Annotated in this window: 22 protein-coding genes; 8 read left to right on the top strand and 14 right to left on the bottom strand. The window is 66.4% G+C overall.

Features of this window, described 5'->3' with window-relative positions:
- Positions 1-21 precede the first annotated feature (21 nt).
- A complete protein-coding gene (gene asd / locus ACTIEY_RS12710) occupies positions 22-873 on the bottom strand; it encodes an archaetidylserine decarboxylase (RefSeq protein WP_439519501.1) in 852 nt (283 codons plus the stop codon).
- A gap of 95 nt (positions 874-968) precedes the next feature.
- On the opposite strand from asd, the gene ACTIEY_RS12705 reads away from it, so the two are divergent.
- Complete coding sequence (locus tag ACTIEY_RS12705) at positions 969-1,907, top strand: ATP-binding cassette domain-containing protein (protein ID WP_439519500.1); 939 nt, start codon at positions 969-971, stop codon at positions 1,905-1,907.
- Positions 1,908-1,910: 3 nt separating this feature from the next.
- Positions 1,911-2,744 carry an ABC transporter permease gene (locus ACTIEY_RS12700; RefSeq protein WP_439519499.1) on the top strand — a complete coding sequence of 278 codons (834 nt, stop codon included), beginning with the start codon at positions 1,911-1,913 and terminating at the stop codon, positions 2,742-2,744.
- 3 nt (positions 2,745-2,747) lie between these two features.
- On the opposite strand, the gene ACTIEY_RS12695 is transcribed toward ACTIEY_RS12700, so the two are convergent.
- The 4 genes from ACTIEY_RS12695 to ACTIEY_RS12680 form a co-directional block, all read right to left on the bottom strand.
- On the bottom strand, positions 2,748-3,005 hold the full coding sequence (locus ACTIEY_RS12695) for a hypothetical protein (protein WP_439519498.1): 258 nt from the start codon (positions 3,003-3,005) through the stop codon (positions 2,748-2,750).
- Between the two features lie 153 nt (positions 3,006-3,158).
- Positions 3,159-4,283 (bottom strand): YbdK family carboxylate-amine ligase, encoded by a 1,125-nt coding sequence (locus ACTIEY_RS12690; protein WP_439519497.1) that lies wholly within the window; start codon positions 4,281-4,283, stop codon positions 3,159-3,161.
- A gap of 8 nt (positions 4,284-4,291) precedes the next feature.
- Positions 4,292-5,479 (bottom strand): cation:proton antiporter, encoded by a 1,188-nt coding sequence (locus tag ACTIEY_RS12685; protein ID WP_439519496.1) that lies wholly within the window; start codon positions 5,477-5,479, stop codon positions 4,292-4,294.
- 78 nt (positions 5,480-5,557) lie between these two features.
- Positions 5,558-6,439: a class I SAM-dependent methyltransferase gene (locus tag ACTIEY_RS12680; RefSeq protein ID WP_439519495.1), complete on the bottom strand. Its 882-nt coding sequence runs from the start codon at positions 6,437-6,439 to the stop codon at positions 5,558-5,560.
- 30 nt (positions 6,440-6,469) lie between these two features.
- On the opposite strand from ACTIEY_RS12680, the gene ACTIEY_RS12675 reads away from it, so the two are divergent.
- From ACTIEY_RS12675 to ACTIEY_RS12665, 3 genes are all read left to right on the top strand, one after another.
- The gene (locus ACTIEY_RS12675; protein WP_439519494.1) at positions 6,470-7,510 is read left to right on the top strand and encodes a serine/threonine protein kinase; all 1,041 of its coding nucleotides are present in this window, start codon (positions 6,470-6,472) and stop codon (positions 7,508-7,510) included.
- Positions 7,511-7,582: 72 nt separating this feature from the next.
- Positions 7,583-8,032, top strand: coding sequence for a MarR family winged helix-turn-helix transcriptional regulator (locus ACTIEY_RS12670; RefSeq protein ID WP_439519493.1), 450 nt, complete (start codon positions 7,583-7,585; stop codon positions 8,030-8,032).
- Positions 8,033-8,088: 56 nt separating this feature from the next.
- The gene (locus tag ACTIEY_RS12665; RefSeq protein WP_439519492.1) at positions 8,089-8,517 is read left to right on the top strand and encodes an organic hydroperoxide resistance protein; all 429 of its coding nucleotides are present in this window, start codon (positions 8,089-8,091) and stop codon (positions 8,515-8,517) included.
- A gap of 113 nt (positions 8,518-8,630) precedes the next feature.
- On the opposite strand, the gene ACTIEY_RS12660 is transcribed toward ACTIEY_RS12665, so the two are convergent.
- From ACTIEY_RS12660 to ACTIEY_RS12620, 9 genes are all read right to left on the bottom strand, one after another.
- The gene (locus tag ACTIEY_RS12660) at positions 8,631-8,990 is read right to left on the bottom strand and encodes a hypothetical protein (protein ID WP_439520288.1); all 360 of its coding nucleotides are present in this window, start codon (positions 8,988-8,990) and stop codon (positions 8,631-8,633) included.
- Positions 8,991-9,127: 137 nt separating this feature from the next.
- Positions 9,128-10,087, bottom strand: a complete 960-nt coding sequence (locus tag ACTIEY_RS12655) for a response regulator (protein WP_439519491.1) — start codon at positions 10,085-10,087, stop codon at positions 9,128-9,130.
- Positions 10,084-11,289 carry a hybrid sensor histidine kinase/response regulator gene (locus ACTIEY_RS12650; RefSeq protein WP_439519490.1) on the bottom strand — a complete coding sequence of 402 codons (1,206 nt, stop codon included), beginning with the start codon at positions 11,287-11,289 and terminating at the stop codon, positions 10,084-10,086. Before ACTIEY_RS12650 ends, ACTIEY_RS12655 begins: the two co-directional genes overlap by 4 nt.
- Positions 11,286-12,623, bottom strand: coding sequence for a sensor histidine kinase (locus tag ACTIEY_RS12645; RefSeq protein WP_439519489.1), 1,338 nt, complete (start codon positions 12,621-12,623; stop codon positions 11,286-11,288). Before ACTIEY_RS12645 ends, ACTIEY_RS12650 begins: the two co-directional genes overlap by 4 nt.
- Before the next feature lie 13 nt (positions 12,624-12,636).
- Entirely contained in the window at positions 12,637-14,040 is a 1,404-nt protein-coding gene (locus ACTIEY_RS12640; RefSeq protein WP_439519488.1) for a class I SAM-dependent methyltransferase, read from the bottom strand.
- A gap of 113 nt (positions 14,041-14,153) precedes the next feature.
- A complete protein-coding gene (gene htpG / locus ACTIEY_RS12635) occupies positions 14,154-16,016 on the bottom strand; it encodes a molecular chaperone HtpG (protein ID WP_439519487.1) in 1,863 nt (620 codons plus the stop codon).
- A gap of 82 nt (positions 16,017-16,098) precedes the next feature.
- Positions 16,099-17,376, bottom strand: coding sequence for an esterase/lipase family protein (locus tag ACTIEY_RS12630; RefSeq protein WP_439519486.1), 1,278 nt, complete (start codon positions 17,374-17,376; stop codon positions 16,099-16,101).
- A 34-nt stretch (positions 17,377-17,410) separates the two neighbouring features.
- Positions 17,411-18,502: a pseudouridine synthase gene (locus tag ACTIEY_RS12625; RefSeq protein ID WP_439519485.1), complete on the bottom strand. Its 1,092-nt coding sequence runs from the start codon at positions 18,500-18,502 to the stop codon at positions 17,411-17,413.
- Positions 18,503-18,531: 29 nt separating this feature from the next.
- Positions 18,532-19,266: a Crp/Fnr family transcriptional regulator gene (locus ACTIEY_RS12620; protein ID WP_439519484.1), complete on the bottom strand. Its 735-nt coding sequence runs from the start codon at positions 19,264-19,266 to the stop codon at positions 18,532-18,534.
- 220 nt (positions 19,267-19,486) lie between these two features.
- Between ACTIEY_RS12620 and ACTIEY_RS12615 the strand changes: the two genes are divergently transcribed.
- The 3 genes from ACTIEY_RS12615 to ACTIEY_RS12605 all read left to right on the top strand — a co-directional run bounded on the left by ACTIEY_RS12615 (position 19,487) and on the right by ACTIEY_RS12605 (position 23,253).
- A complete protein-coding gene (locus ACTIEY_RS12615; protein WP_439519483.1) occupies positions 19,487-21,433 on the top strand; it encodes an AMP-dependent synthetase/ligase in 1,947 nt (648 codons plus the stop codon).
- Positions 21,430-22,227, top strand: coding sequence for an ABC transporter ATP-binding protein (locus ACTIEY_RS12610; protein WP_439519482.1), 798 nt, complete (start codon positions 21,430-21,432; stop codon positions 22,225-22,227). The genes ACTIEY_RS12615 and ACTIEY_RS12610 overlap by 4 nt, the downstream gene beginning before the upstream one ends.
- A 96-nt stretch (positions 22,228-22,323) precedes the next feature.
- Entirely contained in the window at positions 22,324-23,253 is a 930-nt protein-coding gene (locus ACTIEY_RS12605; protein WP_439519481.1) for a branched-chain amino acid ABC transporter permease, read from the top strand.
- Positions 23,254-23,299 lie beyond the last annotated feature (46 nt).

The following is a 23,299-nucleotide window of genomic DNA, read 5'->3' as shown; positions in this document are numbered from 1 at the left end:
TCTTCTTTCCTGAAGGTCGTTTTACAAGGCGTCGCCCATGGCCTCGCCCATCTTCACGGCGGCCTCGGGCGCCCAGTCGGGGTTGAAGGCGATGGTGTCGCGGGGCCAGAGCAGCACCACGGTGGAGCCCAGCAGGAAGCGACCCATTTCCTCGCCCTTTCGCAGATGCACAGGCGTGTCGTCGTAGCGCCACTCGCGCACCTGGCCGGGCCGCGGCGGGTTCACCACGCCGTGCCAGGTGGTGGCCATGCTGCCCACGATCGTGGCTCCCACGAGCACCTGCACAAAGGGCAGCGTGGCCTCGCCCACCTGCATGTCGAAGACGCACACGACGCGCTCGTTGCGGGCAAACAGGCCAGGCACGCCCTGCGCGGTGGCCGGGTTCACCGAAAACAGGTCCCCCGGCACATGGATCATGCGGCGCAGCGTGGCCTGCATCGGCATGTGGATTCGGTGGTAGTCCTTGGGACTGAGGTAGATGGTGGCGAAGGCGCCGTCGTCGAACAGCGCAGCCAGTTCCACGTCACCACCCACGAGCGCGCGCGTGCTGTAGGTGTGGCCCTTGGCCTGGTAGATCTGGTCGCGCGCGATGGCGCCGAACTGGCTGATGGCACCGTCCACCGGACAGACGAAAGCAGCGTTGGCCAGGGGACGGACATCGAGGCGCAGCGCGCGGGTGAAGAACTGGTTGAAGCTGGCGTAGGCCCGAGGATCGGGGTTCGCGGCCTCGGCCATGTTCACGCGGTACTTGCGGATGAAACGCCGGATGATCCACTGCGTGATGGCGCCCCATTGGCCGTTGGCCACCCAGCCACCGAACACAGTGAGCGCGCGCTTCGGGAAAAGATATTGCAGGGAAACGGCGAGGGACATGGGGACTGGAGGGTGTGACAAGACCCTGACGGGCAGCCCCGCATTGTAGGGGTGGGCCTCCGATGGCGCGGGGCGTGCGGGCACAATGCCGGCACATGAATCCCACCCTGTTCGATTGCCACCACCTCGTCAAGCGCTACGGCGAGAACACGGTGGTGGATGACCTGAGCTTTTCCATCGAACCCGGCGAATGCCTGGGCGTGATCGGCCCCAACGGCGCGGGCAAGACCACCACCATCCGCATGTGCCTGGGCCTCACCGTGCCCGACGCCGGGACCATCACCGCGTTCGGCATGGACATGCCGCGCGACGCGCTCGCCATCAAGGCACAGCTCGGCGTGGTGAGCCAGATGGACACGCTGGACCCCGATTTCTCCTGTGCCGAGAACCTGCTGGTCTATGGCCGCTACTTCGGGATGTCCAGCGCCGCGATCCGGCCGCGCATTCCGCAACTGTTGGAATTCGCCGCGCTCTCCCACAAGGCACAAGCCAAGCCCGGAGAACTCTCGGGCGGCATGAAGCGGCGCCTGTCGCTGGCGCGTGCGCTGGTGAACGACCCCAGGCTGCTCATGCTGGACGAACCCACCACCGGCCTGGACCCGCAGGCCCGACACCTGATGTGGGAGCGCCTGCAGCTGCTGCTGCAGGAGGGCAAGAGCATCCTGCTGACCACGCATTTCATGGACGAAGCCGAGCGCCTGTGCTCGCGCCTGCTGGTGCTGGACCACGGGCGCAAGATCGCCGAAGGCCGGCCGCGCGAGCTGATCGCGCAACACCTGGAGCCCGATGTGGTGGAGGTGTATGGCAACGGCGCGCTCACGCTGGCGCACGCCGAGGAGCACGCTGCGTTGCGGGCGCGGGCTGCGCGCGTCGAGGTGAGCGGTGAAACCGTGTTCTTCTACACGTCGCAGGCCATGCCACTGCTCGCCGCGCTGGGCGAGCACCACCACCACCTGCGCGCGCTGCACCGCCCGGCCAACCTGGAGGACCTGTTCCTCAAGCTCACCGGCCGCCAGATCCGCGAAGACGGCTGAACCATGAACACGACCACCACCATGACCCGAAATCCTTCGCCATGGGCACCACCGCGTCTGACGATGCGCTGGTGGCCCGTGTTCCTGCGCAACCTGCTGGTCTGGAAAAAGCTCGCCATTCCGAGCCTGGTGGGCAACATCGCCGAGCCGCTGATGTGGCTGATTGCCTTTGGCTACGGCATGGGCGCGCTGGTGGGGCAGGTCAACATGAGCACGCCGCAGGGCAACGTGGCCGTGCCCTACATCCTGTTCCTGGCCAGCGGCAGCGTCTGCATGAGCGCCATGAACGCGGCCACGTTCGAGGCCCTGTACTCGGCGTTCTCCCGCATGCATGTGCAGAAGACCTGGGACGGCATCATGAATGCGCCGGTGAGCCTGGACGACGTGGTGCTGGCCGAGATGCTGTGGGCGGGCTTCAAGGCCCTGTTCTCGGTCACGGCCATCATGGTGGTGATGCTGGCGCTGGACATCAGCCATTCACCCAAGCTGCTGGTGGCCTGGCCTGTGCTGCTGGGGGTGGGGGTCACGTTCTCGTGCATCGCCCTGGTGTTCAACGCCCTGGCCAAGGGCTACGACTTCTTCACCTACTACTTCACGCTGTTCCTCACGCCGATGATGTTCCTCTCGGGTGTGTTCTTTCCGCGTGAGCAGTTGCCAGCGGTGGTGCGGCATATCTCGGACTGGCTGCCCCTGACCAGCGCCGTGGAGCTGGTGCGCCCTCTGTTCATGGACCAATGGCCTGCAGAGCCGTGGCTGCACGGGGCGGTGCTGCTGGTCTACACCATAGGAGGCTTCTGGCTGGCCCTTGCGCTCACGCGCAAAAGGTTTTCCCGGTAGCTTTCAGTGCACGGCCTGCAACGCCGGCTGCGCTTCGCAATACAGCTCGCTGCCGGTGTCGATGAAATCTTCGGCTTCGATCACGGCGTCGTATTCGCGCGCAGCGGTATCGAAGATCTTGGGGATGAGGGGCTTGTCCAGCGGGCGGCAGATGCGCCCACGGATGCTGCGCAGCGTGGTGCTGGTTTCCATGGCGCTGATCACGGCTTCCGGATCGAGCATCAGGACAAAGGGGTTGAGGCGGGTGGCGGTGGTGGACATGTGGGCTTCCTGAAGGTGTTGAACGAGTCGGTGTCGATGAAACAAACTGTATTCGCCACCCCAGGCTGCGTTAAGTCGGCGCACCCCCATTCACGCTGTAGGAACTTCGCTGACACCCGGTTGGTTTTCCCTACGCCCGGTTCGTGACATCCATCACGGGCCGTGCCGAAGCGCCTCCACGCTCGCCCGCACCACCGACTGCACGCTGCCGCTTTCCTTGTACCGGTTGCGCAGGAACGTGGCGTGGTTGCCCACCCGCGCCGCGGTGCGTTCGATCTCGTCGAGCGCGGCCATGGAGTTCAACGCCTGGCCATGGTGGCCCAGGTGGCGCAGCGTGGCCAGGATGTCTTCGCGGATGCTGATCTGCTCGCGCGTCTTCGGATTCACCATCATCCCGTCCAGGCCGAACCGGCAGGCCTGGAAGCGGTTGTAGGTGTAGACGAGGTAGTCGTCTTCTTCGGGCGGCGCTTCCTTGCGCTCGAGCAGGTGGCGGCAGAGCGCCTGCAGGTAGCAGGCCAGACCCGCTGCTCGCTCCACGGTCAGGGGGGTGTCGCACACACGCAGTTCGATGGTGCCGTACTCCGGCTTGGGGCGGATGTCCCAGTAGAAGTCCTTCATGGACTTGACCACGCCCGTGCTCTCCATCTTGGTGAAGTACACGTTGGCGAATTCTTCCCAGCTCAGCACGAAGGGCGCGCGGCCGCTCAGGGGGAAGGCGAACACCGAGTTGAGTCGGGCGGAGTCGAACAGCGTATCGACGCCCTGCGAGAAGGGCGACGACGCCGACAGCGCGATGAAGTGCGGTACGTAGCGGTTGAGCGAATGCAGCAGGAACAGGGCTTCGTCCGCATTGGAGCAGCCGATGTGCACGTGCTGGCCGAACACGGTGAACTGCTTGGCCAGGTAGCCATACAGGCCGGAGAGTTCCTGAAAGCGCGGCTTGGAGAAGATGCGCTGCTCGAACCAGCGCTGGAACGGGTGCGTGCCACCGCCGGCAATCTCGATGTTGAGACGGTCGCCAGCGGCCACCAGCGTGTCGCGGATCTGCTGCAGCTGCGCCAGCAAAGGTCCGTGTTCGCGCTGCACATCGGTGGCGATCTCGATCATGCTCTGCGTCATCTCGGGCGTGACCACTCCCGGGAACGGCTTGCGCCGCAGCAGTTCCAGCAGGTCGTTCGCGCTGCTGGAGAGATCGAGGTCGTAGGTGTTGACGAGCTGCAGTTCGAGCTCGACACCCATGGTGAGCGAATCGGAGGATTTGAAGGTCTCGAGTGGCATGGCAGCTCCTATTCCTTGGTCACGTGGGTTTCATGCGCGGCCATGAGCGCGCGCTGCGTGACCACCGGGCCGAGCAGTTCCTGCAGCAGCATCATGCCGGCCATGATGGAAAGCACCTGGACGGCTGGGGCAAAGCCATAGAGGCGGCTCTGCTCCAGCAGCAGGATGGCAAAGGCCGACATGGGCATGAGTGCCAGGCCGGTCAGCAGCCCCTTGCGCTCGGTGATGCCCGACAGGCGCGCGGCTGCCAGGTTGCAGCCCACCTTGGAGGCGGCCCGCACCCCGATCAGCATCACGCCCAGCAGCATGCCGGTGCCCACATCGGCCCAGTTCAACAGCGAGGCGATGTAGACGAACAGGAACATCGAGAGCAGGTCGCCGGCGGTGCCGAAGTCGCGCTGGGCGTTGGTGAGGTGCACCCGGCGCTCGCGCGCCACGATGCCGAAGGTCAGTGCGCCCAGCAGCGGCGAGAGCTTCAGGCCATAGGCCGCCGTGGTGAGCAGCAACACCGAGAGCGCGAAGACCAGCGTCACACCGCGCTCGTGCGTGCTGGCGCGGCTCAACAGCCACGGCACCGCCACCCCGAGCAGCCCGCCCACCGCCACCGACGTGCCCACCACGTGGATGCTGCCGAAGGCCGCCAGCACCAGGTCGCCTGAGGTGTTGAGGTACCAGTAGCCCACGACCATTTTCAGCAACAGGACCGAGATCATGCAGTTGATGGCGCACAGGTGCAGCACGCGCTCGGTCACCTGGCCTGCACTGCGCAGTTCGTTGGCCACCCGCAGCACACCCGCGGGCGAGGCGGATACCGAGAGCGCCGCGATGATGAGGCGCATGTCGGTCTCAAGCTGGAACCAGCCGCCCACCCAGTAGATCGCCCCGAAAGTGATCAGGGACTCGACCACGCCGAGCACCAGCACCCACGGGTTGTGGCGGAACCAGCGCAGGTTGATGCGGTAGCCGAGTTCGAACAGCACGAGCGAGAGCGCCACGTTGGCCAGGAAGTCCAGGCCCGGCACGGCCACGGTGAGTCCTGGCAGATTGACCAGGCTGCAGACCAGGCCCACGGCCACATAGCTCGTCACCCGGGGCAGGTGCCAGGTGGCGTGCACCCGTTCGGCCACCAGCCAGGCCAGCAAAAGCACCAGCGGCCAGGCAATGGACTGCAGCAGAAAATCGAAATCGGTGACCATGGGCTGGTGCTCCTGCAAAGTGTCTGGGGGGGACGCCGGATGGTGTGCAACTCGCCGGCCCACGGGGCCGCCACCACATCAAACGGCGAAGCGCTGCGAGAGTTCCTGAAGGCTCAGTTCTTCGAGCACCTGCTGCAACCGCTGCCGGGCCCGATCTCGGGCACCGGTCCGGTCCTGGGTCATTCTACGGGCCAGAATCAATTCGTTCTTCAGGGAATGCTCCCATCCCACGAGCTCGGTGACCGTGACACTGTAACCATGCGCCTCGAGTTGAAGACAGCGCAGCACATTGGTGATCTGGCTGCCGAATTCGCGCGTGTGCAAGGGGTGACGCCACAGCTCGGCCAGCGGCGTGCGCGCCAGGCTCAAGGCCTTGTGCTTCTTCATCACGCCGGCCACCTCGGCCTGACAGCAAGGCACCAGCACCAGGTGGCTGGCGTCCTTGGCGAGGCCGAACGCAATCGCGTCGTCGGTGGCGGTATCGCAGGCGTGCAGTGCGGTCACCACATCGATCCGCGCTGGAAGGTCCGGGTGGGTCAGCGCCTCCTGCACGGTGGTGGCCAGGAAGTCCATGCGCTCAAAGCCCAGCCGTGTGGCGAGCTCGCGGGATTTATCGACCAGTTCAGCGCGCGTCTCCACACCCGTCACGCGCCCTGCGGCCTTGTCCTTGAAGAACAGGTCGTAGAGGATGAAGCCCAGGTAGGACTTGCCTGCCCCATGGTCGGCCAGTGCCACGTCGCCACGCGCGGCCAGCACCTCGGCCAGCAGGGGTTCGATGAACTGCACCAGGTGGTACACCTGCTTGAGCTTGCGTCGGGTGTCCTGGTTGAGCTTGCCCTCGCGCGTGAGGATGTGCAGTTCCTGCAGCAGCGCCACCGATTGCCCGGGCCGCAACTCGGGCAGCTGGTCCTGCAGCGTGGGTGCGGTTCGCGCAGTCGCCTTGTCCTTGTGTTTCGACATTCACCGATCATAGGGGAGCGACAATCGCGCATGACCACGCAGGACCACAACCCCCATCCCTACAGCCAGCTCACACCCGATGTGGTGCAGGACGCACTGGCGCATGTGGGTGTGTGGGGCGATGGGCGCATCACCGCACTCAACAGCTTCGAGAACCGCGTCTACCAGGTCCACCTGGAGTCGCCCGTCGATGGACACGATCAGGTCGTGGCCAAGTTCTACCGACCCGGGCGCTGGAGCGATGGGCAGATCCATGAGGAGCACGCTTTCTCCGAAGAGCTGGTGGCGGCCGAAATTCCCGCCGTGCCACCCCTGCGCCTGAATGATCAGACGCTGCACCACTTTGGCGGATTCGCTTTTTCGGTCAGCCCTCGCCGTGGTGGCCGCCGGCCCGAACTCGACAACTTTGAAGTGCTGGAGTGGATCGGCCGGTTCCTGGCGCGCATCCACACAGTGGGTGCGGCCCGACCCTTTGTCGAACGTCCGGCGCTGGACGCGGCGAGCTTCGCGCACGAACCTCGCGACTGGCTGCTGGACCATGGCGCCATCGCGGCGGAAGTGCGCACCGCCTGGACCGCCGCGCTGGAAGAAGCCCTGGCGCTGATCGAGGCCCACCCCACCTTGCGGTCCGGCTCGGTGCCGGACGAGGACGACATCCAGCGCATTCGCCTTCACGGCGACTGCCACCCGGGCAACATCCTCTGGACGCCCGAAGGCCAGCCCGGTGCCGGCCCGCACTTCGTGGACCTGGACGATGCGCGCACAGGGCCCGCGGTGCAGGACCTCTGGATGCTGCTCTCGGGTGACCGCCGTCAACAGAACCAGCAGCTCGGCGCACTGATCGACGGCTACGAACAGTTCCGCCCCTTCGATCGGCGCGAGCTCGCACTCATCGAACCCTTGCGCACGCTGCGCCTGATCCACTACAGCGCCTGGGTGGCCCGCCGCTGGGACGACCCGGCCTTCCCCATCAACTTCCCCTGGTTTGGCACGCGCGACTACTGGCAAGGCCAGGTGGACATGCTGGTGGAGCAGATCGAGGAGATGCAGGGTCCACCTCTGGTGGCGTGAAGACCCGTTTGTTGGCGGGGTTTCTGATGATTTAATTGCACACAATTTAATTGTTCGCTACAGTTCATCCCCATGAACACGCCACGCATCTCCGCCGACGAGGCCCTGCACCTGGACCACCAGTTGTGCTTCGCGCTGTACTCGGCCTCGCTGGCGATGACAAAGCTCTACAAGCCACTGCTCGAAGACCTGGGTCTCACCTACCCGCAGTACCTGGCCATGCTGGTGCTGTGGGAGACGGACGGCGTGACCGTTTCCGAACTGGGTGATCGCCTGCATCTTGACTCCGGCACGCTCACGCCCCTGCTCAAGCGGCTCGAAGCCGCAGAACTGGTGACGCGCCTGCGCGACGTGCAGGACGAGCGCCGCGTGCTCATTCGCCTCACCGCGTCAGGTCGCAAGCTCAGGAGCCGCGCCGCCCGCCTCCCCGGTTGCGTGCTGCAGGCCACCCAATGCGATCTGTCGGAAGTGCTGGACCTCACCCGCCAGGTGCAGGCCCTGCGTGACCGCCTCACCGCCTGAACACTGTCTTTCAACCCCGCCTGTCCGCAGGCCATTTCAACCTCAGGAGCCACACCATGCCCACTTCCCTCGACAAAGTTGTCTACACCGCCCGCGCCCACACCACCGGTGGCCGCGAAGGCACCTCGCGCAGCGACGACGGCATGCTCGACGTGAAGCTGTCTCCGCCCAAAGCCATGGGTGGCGCCGGCAATGCAACGAACCCCGAGCAACTCTTCGCTGCCGGTTATTCGGCCTGCTTCATGGGCGCCATGAAGCACGTGGCGGGCATGAAGAAAGTGGTCGTGCCGGCCGATGCGTCCATCGACGCCGAAGTCGACATCGGCCCGATCCCGGCCGGCTTCGGCATTGCTGCCCGCCTGGCCGTGAGCCTGCCGGGCATGGACCGCGCCGTGGCGCAGGACCTGGTGGACACGGCGCACAAGGTGTGCCCGTACTCCAATGCCACGCGCGGCAACATCGATGTGACCATCACCTTGAAGTAACCCCCGCGGCGCTTCGCGCCACCCCCTCAAGGGGGCAATGCCAGCGGACCGGCGGAGCCGGATCCGCGGCATTTCTGGACCGCTTCCCCTCGCTCGTGGCTGGGCTCGCTCCGTCAGGGTGCCACTTCGCCGCCGGCCCGCTTCTGCCTAGGATCGTTCGGGTCGTAGATCACAGAGCCGGTGCCCACGCCCACACCCACTCGGGCGTTGCTGTTGCCGAGCTGGGTGCCAACGCCCACACCAGCGCCGACGCCGACCTGGCCGCGCTGGTTCACGCCCACTCCCACGCCGACCGGGCCCACGCCGGTGCTCACGCCGGCGCTGACGCCGCCCGTGCCGCCTCCGATGCCGATGGAAAACGGGCCGATGGGTATGCCGATGCCCACGCCCACGCCGGCGGAGCCGCAGCCCGCGAGCAGCGCCGCCAGCGCGAGGGCGAGGCCGACGAGGAGTCGGGACGTGGGGGCGTGCATGGTCGGTTGACGGGTTTTCATGGTGGCAGTGCTTGAATACAACAAGGCGCGCAGCGCGGTTGCGGGCGCGGACCCCATTGTGAGCGCCACTGGCACCAAAAGTGCCGTGCGTTACCGCACGTTGCGAAGCCCTGGGTTCAAACGGCCGGCGGGGCGAGGCGTTCCATGTGATCGGCCAGCCAGTCGGCCCGAGGCGCCACCGCCGCCGCAGGCCGCACCATCCAGCCGCCATCGGCCGCTTTGGTGAGTTCGGCGAGGCCGCCCTGCCAGAGAAGCCAGGCGAGCCAGCCGCAAGCAGCGCGGGCCGGAGGTGCGCCCACCGGCGAGGACAGCAGACCAGTGAGCACCGCGGCGCTCGAAAGGCGCACGCCATCGCCCTGCACTTCCCCGCCCACGGCGTTCGCCAGCGCGGCCAGCGCGGGCATGCCCGCCACACGGGGACCGAATGCCTGAATCCAGTGGCGCAACTCAGCCGCCATGCCCGCGCCGCGTTGGGCTTCGGCCTGCATGAGGTCGGCGTGATCCCATCGGTGCCAGTCCACGCCCGGCTCCTCGCCACCTGCCAGCAACGCGGCCTGGGCATAGCGGTACAGCGCCTGCTCGTGGCCCTCGGGCTGAACGGCCGCACCGAGCATCAACAACGCCGCCAGCCGGTTGGACCGAAGCTGGTTCTGTTGCGCCATCAGTTTGTCGCGCAGCAGGCTGTCGCGTTCGCTGCGCAGCTGGGCCAGGTCCAGCGCGTTCTTCAGGTCGGCGCGCAGGCTCTCGATCTCCCAGGGCTTGTTGATGTAGCGGTAAATCTCGCCCGCGTTGATGGCCTCGATGGCGTCACCGATCTCGGAGTATGCGGTGGTGAGCATGCGCACCACGCCGGGGTAGTACTCGCGAGCATGGCGCAGCAGTTCGTTGCCGTGCTCGCCGGGCATGCGCTGGTCGCACACCAGCACCGCCACCTCGGCGCCGTGGGCCTTGAGCTGGGCGCGACCCTCTTCCACCGAACCGGCGGTGATCACAGGCGCGAGCGGACTGACCAGCCGCTCGAAGTACTTGAGCGCCATGGCTTCGTCGTCCACGTACAGAATCTTCACGGGCGTCATCGGGTCTCCTCGGCCGGGGTGTCTTGTGCATTTGGGAAAAAGAGCGTCACCGTCACGCCCTCACCGAGCGTGGAGCGGATCTCGATCGAGCCGCCCAGCGAGGTGACGACACGGTGGCAGAACAGCACGCCCATGCCGCTGCCGCCTGACGCGGCCCGGGTCGTGACAGGTTCGACCATGAGTCGCTGAAGCACCTCGGGCGGGATGCCTGGCCCGTTGTCGCTCACCACCATGGCCGCTTGACCAGGCCCACCGGGCGCGGGCGCAGCGCGGCAGAGTTCGATGCTCAAGCGGGGCTGGGCGGGCGGGCTCGCGCGCAGGGCGATCAGGGCGTTCTTCACGAGCGTACAGAGCACGAGGTAAAGCAGGTCGCGGCGGCCGGGCAGGGTGAAGTCGGCGGTGGCGCTGGTTGACAGCCAGTCCGCCTCGCCGGGTTCGAAGGGGTACTCCTCCTGCACCGCGCGCACGAGTTCGCTGGCGAGCAGGCTGGCCGTTGCATCACCCCGGCTGGCGTCGCGCGCGCTCTGAACGAAGGTGGACACCAGCGACTGCGCGTAGGTGGCGCGACGTTGCGCCGCCTCGATCATGAACAGCACGTCACCAGGCTTCTGCTGCTCGATGTAGGCCATGCCTTGCTGGCCATCCGGCGTGTCGCGGTGCCGCTCGCGCATGGCCTCGAGGTAGCCGCGCACCGTGGCCAGGGGCGAGGTCACTTCGTGCGCCAGGAAACCCAGCGTCTCGCGCAGGGCCGTGGCGCGCCGCTCGATGAGTTGCTGCTGCCGGGCGCGCTCCTGGCTCATGGCGATCGCCTCGCGCAGGATCTGCCGCGTCAGGCTCTCCTCCATCGGCTTTTCCAGGATCTTCTCCACCTGACCCTGGTTCACGGCGGACATGGCCACGTCCTTGTCGGCGTAGGCCGACACCAGCACGCGCGCCACGTGCGGGTACAGCCGCCGGACCTCGCCGAGCAGCGCCACGCCATCGCGCCCCGGCATGGCGTAGTCGGTCAGCAGCACCGCCACCTCGTGCCCGCGCTGCACCAGCAGCGCCAGCGCCTCGTCCACGCCGCTGGCCGTGAACACGGTGAATTCGGTACCGTACAGCCGGGCAAACCATTTGCAGGCTTGGGGTTCATCGTCGACCATCAGGACCGCATGGGGTGCCATGAGGGAGCGGGTGGTCAAGGCATCTTGCGGGGTCATGCGGACCTCGGCAGATCAAACGAGAACTCGGTCCAGGCGCCCTGCTCGCTCTCCACCGCCAACGTGCCGCCGTGCCGCTGCACGATGCCGTAGCTCACGCTCAAGCCCAGCCCCAGGCCGGCGCCCACGTCGCGCGTGGTGAAGAAGGGCTCGAACACGCGTTCGAGGTTCTCGGGCGCAATTCCCTGGCCGTTGTCTCGCACCGAGATGCCCAGGCGCTCGCCCCGCTGCGCCACGCGCACCACAATGAGCGGCTGCATGCGCCGGGCCGCCTGCACGGCGTGCGCCGCGTTGCTGAACAGGTTGATCAGCACGCCGATGATGGCCGGCTCGTCCCCGAGCACATGCGTGTCCTGCGGCAGTTCCACCACCACCTCGATGCCCTTGAGCTCGTGGCCAGCCAGGCGCTGGGCCGAGCGCACGGCGTTCTCCAGCAGGAACAAGCGCTGACCATCCTGGCCGGGTTTCTGGTAGGCGAAGGTCTTGAGGTCGGAGACGATGTTCTGGATGCGCTGCATGCCCTCGCGCGCATCGACCAGGCTTTCCTTGAGCATGGCATCGCTCCCGGTGGCGGGTGATGTCAGGCCCATGTTGATGGCCATGAGGCTGTAATTGACCGGGTTGTTGAGTTCGTGCAGCAGGCCAGCCGACAGCGTGCCGATGGCCGCCATCTTCTCGCGCTGCAGCAACTGGCCCTTGACTTCGGCCAGGGTCCGGTTCGTTTCCATCAGTTCCCTGTTCTTCGATTGCACTTCGGACTGAAGCGCGTAGGCTTGTTTTCGCCACCTGCCACTGTAGATGGAAATCACCACCGAAATGACGGCGTAGAACACGATGAAGATGATCTGGCCCTGGAACAGGTGGGCGTCCTGCACGCCTTGCGGGCGCAGCACGCAGGCGAGCACGTACACCGCCAGCGTGAAGGAACTGAACAGAAACGCCTCGATGATGGTGAGCGGCAGGAAGAAGCCGATGCCCGAAATGGCGAAGGTGAGCCCCACGAAATAGATGGAGTTCTCGCCATCCGAATGGAAGATCATCCAGGCGATCATCAACTGCGGCAGCGCGATCCAGAAGTAGGTGAGCCAGCGGATGTTGCGCTCACCAAACGGCGTGCGGTAGGACATCAGGGTCAGCAGGATCAGCAAGGCCACGAGCACACGGACCACGGCGAATTCCGTCATGTGCTGCGGGTAGAAGGCCGCGTCCAGCCCCACGCCACCCACGATCAGCAGGATGGCCACCTTGCACGTCACCCGGCTGTAGAACTTCAGGTGCTCTTTCAGCGCATCGTCGAAGGTCGCGGGCAGTTGGGTGGAAAGCGTGGTGGCCACGGGCATCTCGCGTTCAGGCGGGTTTCCGGGCTTCGGCAAACAGGTTGATGTTCGTCGCGTCGGTGTAGGTGCGCATCTGCACCAGGTTCGAAGGGAACAGGCGCGCGATGCCCTCCTCGTTGCGGTAGATGAGGTACCACTCCATGAAGTGCTCCATCCAGTAGCGCTCCGGGTTGTAGGAATGCACGTTGGTCACCAGCAGCGAGCCCCCGGGCTTGAGGCGGCTGTCGAAATAGCCGATGAGCCGCGCGCAGGCCTTGTCGGCCAGGTAGTCGAACAGGCCCGCGCAGTAGATGTAGTCGAACTGCTCGTGAGGCGCCACCGCCTCATCGCGCGCCGAGCGCTTGAGCAGCTGGTGCACCGACTCGTGACGCAGTTCGACGCGCGGCGGGCAATGCCCCGCCACACGCGCCACCTCGTCGATGCGCTCCCTGGCGTACTGCAGCGTTTCCTCACTGAAATCCATGAGCACCACTTCCATCTGCCCCAGGTCCTGCGGCCCCGCCACCAGCCGTTGCAGCTCCACCGCCGGGCCGCAGCCCACGTTGAGCACCCGCAGCGGTCGGCCGGCCGCATGGGCCTCGCCCACCAGTTCCTGAAGACGGGTGTGCAGGATGTCGACCCGGTTGCGGTGCGCCTGGGCGACGCCGGCCTGCAGGAACATGTAGTTGACGAGTTCGAAATAGGTGCTGGGTCCTTCGCGCGGGTTGCCCAGGATCTGGTTCACCATCTGGTAGTCGCCCGCGTAGCCCAGCGGCTTGGCAAAGGTGCGGTAGACGAAGGGCGCACGGAGCACCAGCGGATGGATGGCGGCCTGGGCGAACGCGCGGTGCACCGGCTCGAACTCCGGCTCCACGCGCGAGGCCTCGACCTCGAAGCGCAGCAGGTAGTCGCGGCCCTTCTCCAGCAACGGGCGGCCGATCTCGAAAAAGATGTCGTCGCGCACCCGCCCTTGCGCGTCGCGCGGCAGGCCGGCGGTGATGTCGGCCTGGTCGAGCCAGCGCGTCACCTCCGAGAAGTAGGAGCGCATTTCATTCACGACCACCTGGTACGCCTGACCGACCTGGTAGCGGGACTCCCAGTCCTGGATGAAGCGGCCCACCGCCTCCGAGACGGTGCGGGCGTCGTGCCCGATGCCGCCCAGGTCGTTCCACTCATCGATCAGCGTGACCGAGATCACCGCCATCAGCCCGGTGTTGAGCAGGCTGACCACCACCGCCTTGCCCTTGTAGATGTTGCGCTCGCCCGAGCGGATGGTGAGCTCGTTGAGCACCTCGCTGACCTGGACGATCGAGTACGGGTTGTAGATCTCCATCACCAGCGAGCGTCGCTGCAGGCTGGTCAGCGTGCCGCGTGCGCTGTCTCCCTGGCTGTTGCGGAACGTGACGACGTGATCGAAAGGTCGCTGTAGGTACACGGTGTGGCCGGTTGATCGGATGGCGGGGCAGGTGCGGTGCACTGCGCCTTGAAGGACTCCCCGCGTCCGAGTGTAGTCAACCGGTCTGACCGGTCAGCCACAGGGTATGCAGATCAGATCAGAAGGGCATTGACCCGCTTCACGTACGCCGCCGGATCGTCGGGCAGGCCCCCTTCGGCCAGCAGCGCCTGGTCGAACAGGATGTGGGCCAGGTCGTCGAAATGCGCGCTGGACTCGAGTTTCTTCACCAGCGCGTGGTCGGCGTTCACCTCCAGGATGGGCTTGACCTGCGGCGCCGGCTGCCCGGCCTGCTTGAGCAGGCGCGCCAGCTGCGTGGAATAGTCGCCGTCTTCCACCACCAGGCAGGCCGGCGAGTCAACCAGTCGCGAGGTCACGCGCACGTCCTTGGCCTTGTCCTTCAGGCTTTCCTTCAGACGTTCGAGCACGGGCTTGAACACCTCGGCCGCCGCTTCGGCGGCCTTCTTCTCTTCCTCGTCCTGCAGCGAACCCAGGTCCACCGCGCCCTTGGCCACGCTCTGCAGCGGCGTGCCATCGAACTCGGTGAGGAAGGACAACGCCCACTCGTCCACGCGGTCGGTCATCAGCAGCACCTCGATGCCCTTCTTGCGGAACACCTCGAGCTGCGGGCTGTTCTTCGCGGCGGCCAGGTTGTCGGCGGTGATGTAGTAGATCGCCTGCTGGCCTTCCTTCATGCGCACCTTGTAGTCGGCCAGCGACGTGACCCCGGCCTCCGAGGTGCTGGCAAAGCGCAGCAGCTTCGCGAGCTTGTCGCGGTTGGCGAAGTCCTCGCCCAGCCCTTCCTTGAGCACGCTGCCGAACTCGGCGTAGAAGCGCGTGTACTTGTCGTTGTCCTTGCTCAGGTCGTCGAGCATGGCCAGCACGCGGCGCGTGTTGCCTTCGCGGATGGCCTTCACGTCGCGGCTTTCCTGCAGCAGCTCGCGGCTCACATTGAGCGGCAGGTCGGCCGAGTCGACCACGCCTTTTACCCAGCGCAGGTACGCGGGCATGAGCGCCTCAGCCTCGTCCATGATGAACACCCGCTTCACGTACAGCTTGATGCCGGCCTTGCGGTCCCGGTTCCACAGGTCCTGCGGCGCCTTGCCCGGGATGTAGAGCAGCTGCGTGTACTCGGTGCCGCCCTCCACGCGGTTGTGGCTCCAGGCCAGCGGGGCCTCGGTGTCGTAGCTCAGGTTCTTGTAGAACTCGGTGTACTGTTCGTCGCTGATGTCTTTCTTGCTGCGCGCCCAGAGCGCATTGGCCGAGTTCACGGCCTCCCATTCGCCCTTTCGCTCGTACTCGCTCTTCTCGGCGTTCCACGCTTCCTTCTCCATCAGGATGGGCAGGCTGATGTGGTCCGAGTACTTGCCAATGATGGACTTGAGACGCCAGTGGTCGAGGTAGTCGCTCGCATCCTCGCGCAGGTGCAGGATGACGCTGGTGCCGCGCGCGGCGCGCTCGATGGCCTCCACCTCGAAATCACCCGTGCCGCCGCTGGTCCAGCGCACGCCCTCGGCCGCCGGCAGACCGGCGCGGCGCGATTCCACGGTGATGGTGTCGGCCACGATGAAACCCGAATAGAAGCCCACGCCGAACTGGCCGATGAGCTGCGCGTCCTGCTTCTGGTCGCCCGAGAGGCGGCTCATGAAATCCTTGGTGCCGCTCTTGGCGATGGTGCCCAGGTGGTCGATCGCCTCCTGCTGGCTCATGCCGATGCCGTTGTCGGTGATGGTGATGGTGCGGGCCTCGCGGTCGAAGGCCACGCGAACGTCCAGGTTGGGTGAGTCCTCGAACAAAGCCGCGTTGTTCAGTGCTTCAAAGCGGAGCTTGTCGCACGCGTCCGAGGCGTTGGACACCAGCTCGCGCAGAAAGATGTCCGGGTTGGAATACAGCGAGTGCGTGACGAGGTGCAGCAGTTGTGCCACCTCGGCCTGGAAGGACAGGGTTTGTTTGCTCATGGGAATCTGCAGGGATGAAACGTGTACGGAATCCGCCGCCGTGGTCGCGGCGAAAGCGGAATTATGGGCGGGCGCCGGAAATTCAAGCGCTCGCGGCGGGGGGCGCTGGCGCGAGCCACTGCACGATTTGCTCGGCCACCGCCCGGCTGGCGAGCAGTTCCAGATGCCCGGTGCGGTAGAAGGTGCGCTGGCTGTCGCGGGCAAACACGAGGCGCCTGGCCGGATCTTCGTGCTGGCCCAGTGCGCTGCGCAAGGGCACCAGCCCGTCGCCGTTGAGCCGGTCCGCCAGCAGGCCACGCTGGGGTGCCAGCGTGCCGGCGGCCGCGAAGCAGGCCACGCCTTCGGGCAGCGGCAGCGGCTCGCGGTGGTCGGCGGCCGAGCCGAAGCGGTCGCGGCCGTGCCAGTCGGCCTCGCGCACGTGACCGTGCCGCAGGTCGGTGATGCCGGCGCTGCGCAACTGGCCCAGGCGCGTGAACGGAGAAGTGAAGGGCGAAGCGGCGAGCAGCAGGTCGATGCCGTGGCCGGCGCGCTCCAGCGGCGCGCCGTGGTGCGGCGTGCCCAGAAACACCAGGTGCTGCAAACGGGACGGCCAGCGCTGGCTGGAGGCCTGCGCCTCGAAACACGCGGCGCGCGCCACCAGCCCGCCCATGCTGTGACCCACCAGGGTGATGGTCTGCAGCGGCACCGGCCATTGCGCGGTAAGCGCTTCGAGCTGGCGTGCGAGTTCCCGGCCGTTGATGGAGGTGTGCAGGCCGCTGTTGTAGCGCAGGTAGACCGGCGTGCAGCCCAGCTCCCGGGCCAGCCAGGCGCCATGGTCGTGGCCGCCGCGCAGCCACTGCGTGTCGTTCATGCACAGGCCGTGCAGCAGCACCAGCAGGTGCGGCGTGGCGCCGGCCAGTCGTTCATGCAGCAGCGGCGCGCGGTCCAGCGGCAGGCGCTGGCCCTGGTAACGCAACTCCATGGGCTGCGCCAGTGGGTTGCCGCTGGCCTCCAGGCGGTCGCCGAGCACGCCATTGAGCGCGGCGATCACGGCCTCCCGCCCGGCAGATGGCGCGGGGTGCAGCGCGGGCTCGTCCACCAGCGGCAGCAGCGTGGCCAGGGCCCCGTCCAGCCCGTGCCCCACGAGTTGCGTCACACCCCGGATGCCCTGGTAGATCTGGCCAGTGAGCCCCCCGGCGCGGTCGGGCAGCGTGCCAGCGGGCAGACCGATGCGCCGGCGCACCGACTGGTGCACGCCCTCGGCAATGCCGATCACGCCGGTGGTGGCCACGGTGGCCAGTTGCACCGCGGCGCGCAGGTCGGCGGGGCGCACGTGGCGCAGCAGGGCGAGCTGGGTGGAACCGGGGGTCTTGAGGGCCATGGACCATTCTGGACCGATCCCGGCCTGCGAACCATCAAAACCTCTCGTTGCCCCCGAGATAACGCCACTGGCCCACCGGCAGGTTGCCCAGCAGGACGCCGCCGATGCGGATGCGCTTCAAGCCCACCACATGCAGCCCCACCTGTTCGCACATGCGGCGGATCTGGCGCTTCTTGCCTTCGACGAGCACGAAGCGCAGTTGCTCGGGGTTCTGCCAGTCGACCTGCGCGGGCTTGAGCGGCTGGCCGTCCAGGCTCAGGCCGTGGCGCAGCAAGGCCATCTGCGCCGGTGGAAAGATGGCCTGCACGTCCTGGCCCACCACGCCCTCGCCCTGCGGGCCGTTGGGTGCGTACTGCACGCGCACCAGGTATTCCTTTTCCACGCCGCTGTTCTCGCCGATCAGCGTGCGGGCCACGCGGCCGTCCTGGGTGAGCACCAGCAGCCCGGTGGAATCGATGTCGAGCCGGCCGGCCGGTGCCAGGCCACGCGTGTGCTCGGGAGCGAACCGGCGGCCGTCGCCCGGCATGCGCGCGTCGCCGCGCCACTGACTGGGCGCGCCGATCAAGGTGGCCGCGGCCTCGTGGCCGTCTTCGGGCTGGCCGCTCACGTAGCCCACCGGCTTGTGCAGCAGGATGGTGACCTGCCCCGCCTGCTGGTGACGCGCCTGCGGCAACACCTCCACGCGGGCATCGGGCGCCACCGGCATGCCCATCACCGCGGGTTCGCCATTGACCAGCACCCAGCCGCGCGCGATCCATTCGTCGGCTTCACGGCGCGAACACAGGCCGAGATCGGCCATGCGCTTGTTGAGCCGGATCTCGCCGCGCACATTGCCGACGCGCGCGAGATCGGGACGGTGGGGCTGCATCGGCGGCCGGGGCTGAGGGCGCGGCGACGCGGAGGGTGGGCGCGGGCGCTCCGCGCGGTCGTCTGGCGACCGCGCGCGCTTCGGGGCGAATTCCGGCGAAGGTTCGCGCGGCGGCTTGGGCGCCGAGGCCGACACGCTCTTCGCGCGAGCGGGGCCGGGCGGTCGAACGGGCGCGCGGCGCGGGGCAAAGGGATCGGCAGGCTTCTTGGGCGCGCCCGGGTTCAGCTTCAGGGTGCGGGCGGGTTTGTCGGTCGTCATGGGGGGATCATCCCAGAAGGGCCGCCCTGTCACGAATCATCCAGAACACCCGAGCGGAGCGCGGCGAGGTCCAGCACCCGCAGGCCGCCGTACTCCACCCGGATCCAGCCCTTGGCCGCCAGCGTGGTGAGCGCCTCATTCACCCGCTGGCGCGAGAGCCCCACCAGATAGGCCAGTTCCTGCTGCGTGATGCGCAGCACGCCACCCACGTTGGGCGAGAGCAGCGGGTGGAACAGCGCGGCCAGGTTGCGCGCGACCCGCAGGTCCGCGTTGTTCAGGCGGTCGATCTCGCGCGCGGCAATGAACTGGCCCAGGCGTTCGTTGAGCTGGTGCATCACGAAGCGGTTGAAGCCAATGGAATGGTCGAGCAACCAGTCGAAGGTTTCCACCGGCAGGCCGGCCACGCGGCTCTTGCGCAGGGCCAGGATGTTGTAGCGGTACTGCTCGTGCTTGAGCACGGTGCCTTCGCCGAACCAGCCGCCGGGTGCCACGCCGGTGAAGGTGATCACCGGGCCCTGCGAATCGTCGTTGCTCATCTTGAGCAGCCCATCGACCAAGCCGAACCAGTAGGTGACGGGCCGCCCGAAGCGGCACACGTAGTCGCCCGCCTGCGCTTCACCCACCACCAGCGCCGCCACCGCCCGCTCGCGCTCTGCGTCGTTCAGGCGGTCCAGCCAGGGAATCTCGGCCAGTTCGGCTTCGGTCGGCGGCCGCGCGCGGTCGCGCAGGACATTGCCGGAACGGTGTGGCGTGAAAGGGCTCATGGCGCACTCCCAGAGAAGGAATGACAGGCTAGGGCCTGTTCACCCTAGTGCCTCCGACGCCGCAGGCCCCTAGGGGAAAGTCCTAGGAGGGGAGACCCGGAATTGTCGTCGAACCGACAACATGACGTCAAACGAAGGCCTACCATCCGCAAAACCGTGACAAGCCCGCCGCTGCGCATCCCGCAGCGCACCGGCCCGTCAACCGGCACAGGAGACACGCATGCAAACCACATTCCCCCGGCTGTTGCTGGACCACGCGCAGCGACGCCCGCAGGCCCCCGCCATGCGCGAAAAGGAATACGGCATCTGGCAGACCACGACGTGGGCGGAGATGGCCGCCCTGGTGGAGGCGCTGGCCTGCGGCCTGCACCAGGCGGGCCTGCAGCGCGGCGAGCACATGGTGGTGATCGGCGCCAACCGCCCGCGGCTCTACGCCACCATGCTGGCCGCGCAGGCACTGGGCGCCATTCCGGTGCCGCTGTACCAGGACGCCGTGGGCGCCGAATGCGTCTTCCCGATCAACAACGCCGAGGTGCGTTTCGCGGTGGTGGAAGACCAGGAGCAGGTCGACAAGATGCTGGAGATCCGCGAGAGCTGCCCCCAGCTCAGCCACCTCTACTACGACGATCCGCGCGGACTGCGCAATTACGACCAGCCTGGCCTGGGCGGTGTGGAAGAGCTGGTGGCGGCTGGTCAGGCCCATGCGAAGGCGCACCCCCAGCTGTTTCGCGAGCAGATCGAACTGGGCCAGCCCGACGACGTGGCCGCCATGTTCTTCACCAGTGGCACCACCGGCAACCCCAAGGGCGTGGTGCACACCCACAACACGCTGATCGACCGCGCTTCGGTGGGTTCGAAGTTCGACCGGCTCACCCCGTCCGACGAGGTGCTGGCCTACCTGCCGCCCGCGTGGATTGGCCAGAACATCTTTTCCTATGCGCAATGGCTGGTGGCCGGCTACGTCGTCAACTGCCCGGAGTCCAGCGCCACCGTCACCATCGACCTGAAGGAAGTCGGGCCCACGTACTACTTCGCCCCGCCGCGCGTGTTCGAAGGGCTGCTCACGAGCGTGATGATCCGCATGGAAGACGCCGGGGCCATCAAGCGCGGCATGTTCCACCACTTCATGAAACTGGCTCAGCGCGTCGGCCCCGACCGCATGGACGGCAAGCCCGTGGGCCTGCTGGACCGGCTCTGGTACGCCGTGGGCGATGCGCTGGTGTACGGGCCGCTGCGCAACAACCTCGGCATGAGCCGCGTGCGCGTGGCCTACACCGCTGGCGAGGCCATCGGGCCAGACCTGTTCAGCTTCTACCGCTCCATCGGCATCAACCTGAAGCAGCTCTACGGGTCCACGGAAACCGCCGTGTTCGTCTGCCTGCAGCCGGACAACCAGGCGCGCGCCGACACGGTGGGCGTGCCCTGCGAGGGCGTGGAGATTAAGCTCTCGGAGAGTGGCGAGATCCTGGTGAAGTCGCCCGGGCTGCTCAAGGGCTACTACAAGAACCCGCAGGCCACAGCCGAAGTGCTCACGGCCGACGGCTGGTACCACACCAGCGACGCCGGCTTCATCGATGCCTCGGGTCACCTGAAGATCATCGACCGCGTGAAGGATGTGGGGCGCCTCAAGGGCGGTGGTTTCGATGGCGCCATGTTCGCGCCCAAGTACGTGGAGAACAAGCTCAAGTTCTTCTCGCACATCAAGGAAGCCGTGGCCTACGGCGACCAGCGCGAGAAAGTCTGCGTGCTGATCAACATCGATTTCGATGCCGTGGGCAACTGGGCAGAGCGCCGAAACCTGCCCTATGCAGGCTACACCGACCTGGCGCAGAAGCCGGAGGTGTATGAGCTGATCCGCGAATGCGTGGAAAAGGTGAACGCGGACCTGAGCCGCGACGAGATGCTGGCGGGCAGCCAGATCAGCCGCTTCCTGGTCCTGCACAAGGAACTGGACGCCGACGACGGCGAGCTCACCCGCACCAACAAGGTCCGGCGCGGGTTCATCGCGGACCGCTACAACGTGCTGGTGGATGCCCTGTATGGCGGCAAGACCGAGCAGTACATCGAGACCCAGGTGAAGTTCGAGGACGGGCGCACCGGTTCGGTCAGCGCCACGTTGAAGATCCAGGACGCCAAGGTGTTCTCCCCGGTAAAGGCTGCGGCATGACAGAGAAGAAGATCGGCGAGGTCATCCTCGACGTGCACAACATCAGCCTGCGCTTCGGTGGCGTGAAGGCGCTCTCCGACATCTCCTTCAACGTGAAGGAACACGAGGTGCGCGCCATCATCGGGCCCAACGGCGCGGGCAAGAGCTCCATGCTCAACTGCATCAACGGCGTGTACCAGCCGCAGGAAGGCTCCATCAGTTTTCGCGGACAGACCTTCAAACACATGAACAGCCGCCAGGTGGCCGAGATGGGCATCGCGCGCACCTTCCAGAACCTGGCGCTCTTCAAGGGCATGAGCGTGATCGACAACCTCATGACCGGGCGCAACCTGCGCATCAAGAGCAACCTGTTCATGCAGGCCATCCGCAACCCCTTTGGCATCGGTGGCGCACAGAAGGAAGAAGAGTCTCACCGCGAGTTCGTCGAGCACATCATCGACTTCCTGGAAATCCAGGCGCACCGCAAGACGCCGGTGGGCCAGCTGCCCTACGGCCTGCAGAAGCGCGTGGACCTGGGCCGCGCGCTCGCCATGGAGCCTCAGGTGCTGCTGCTCGACGAACCCATGGCCGGCATGAACATGGAAGAGAAGCAGGACATGAGCCGCTTCATCCTGGACGTCAACGACGAATTCGGCACCACCATCGTGCTCATCGAGCACGACATGGGTGTGGTGATGGACATCTCCGACCGCGTGGTGGTGCTCGACTACGGCAAGAAGATCGGCGACGGCACCCCCGAAGAGGTGCGCAACAACGAGGAGGTCATCAGCGCCTACCTCGGCACCTCCCACTGACATGAACCAAATCCCCGTTCGGGCTGAGCCTGTCGAAGCCCCCCACACCAACACCGCCAGAGCCCTTCGACAGGCTCAGGGCGAACGGATGTAAACATGGCCTTCTTTCTGGAAACATTGTTCGGCGGCCTCATGGTGGGCATGCTGTATTCGCTGGTGGCGCTGGGCTTCGTGCTCATCTTCAAGGCCTCGGGCGTGTTCAACTTTGCGCAGGGCGCCATGGTGCTGTTCGCGGCGCTGGCCATGGCGCGCTTCTCGGAATGGATCCCGCAGTGGATCGGCATCGAGAACAAACTGGTGGCCAACGTGGGGGCCTTCGTCATTGCAGGCCTGCTGATGTTCGCCATGGCCTGGCTGATCGAACGGCTGGTGCTGCGCCATCTGGTGAACCAGGAGGGCGCGACCCTTCTCATGGCCACCCTGGGCATCACCTACTTCATCGATGGCCTGGGCCAGACGCTCTTTGGCAGCAACATCTACAAGATCGACATCGGCATGCCCAAGGACCCGGTGTTCGTGCTGGACTCCGTGTTCGAAGGGGGCCTGCTGCTCAACCAGGAAGACATCATCGCGGCCGTCATTGCCGCGGCCATGGTGATCGCGCTCAGCCTGTTCTTCCAGAAGACATCCACAGGCCGTGCGCTGCGCGCGGTGGCAGACGACCACCAGGCCGCGCAGTCCATCGGCATTCCACTCAACCGCATCTGGGTGATCGTCTGGTGCGTGGCCGGGCTGGTGGCGCTGGTGGCCGGGATGATCTGGGGCTCCAAGCTCGGCGTGCAGTTCTCCCTCACCACCATTGCGCTGCGCGCACTGCCGGTGGTGATCCTGGGCGGCCTCACCTCGGTGCCGGGGGCGATCATTGGCGGGCTGATCATCGGCGTGGGCGAGAAACTCTCCGAGGTGTACCTCGGTCCGTTCGTCGGCGGCGGCATCGAGATCTGGTTCGCCTACGTGCTGGCCCTGGTCTTCCTTCTCTTTCGCCCGCAAGGTTTGTTCGGCGAGAAGATCATCGATCGAGTTTGAATGCCTTGTGGATCAGATCACGCTTTGCGCAGCCAATGTGCTCTGA

Source organism: Hydrogenophaga sp. (assembly GCF_051858985.1).
GTDB lineage: Bacteria > Pseudomonadota > Gammaproteobacteria > Burkholderiales > Burkholderiaceae_C > Hydrogenophaga.
This window is presented reverse-complemented; position numbering and strand designations above follow the sequence as displayed.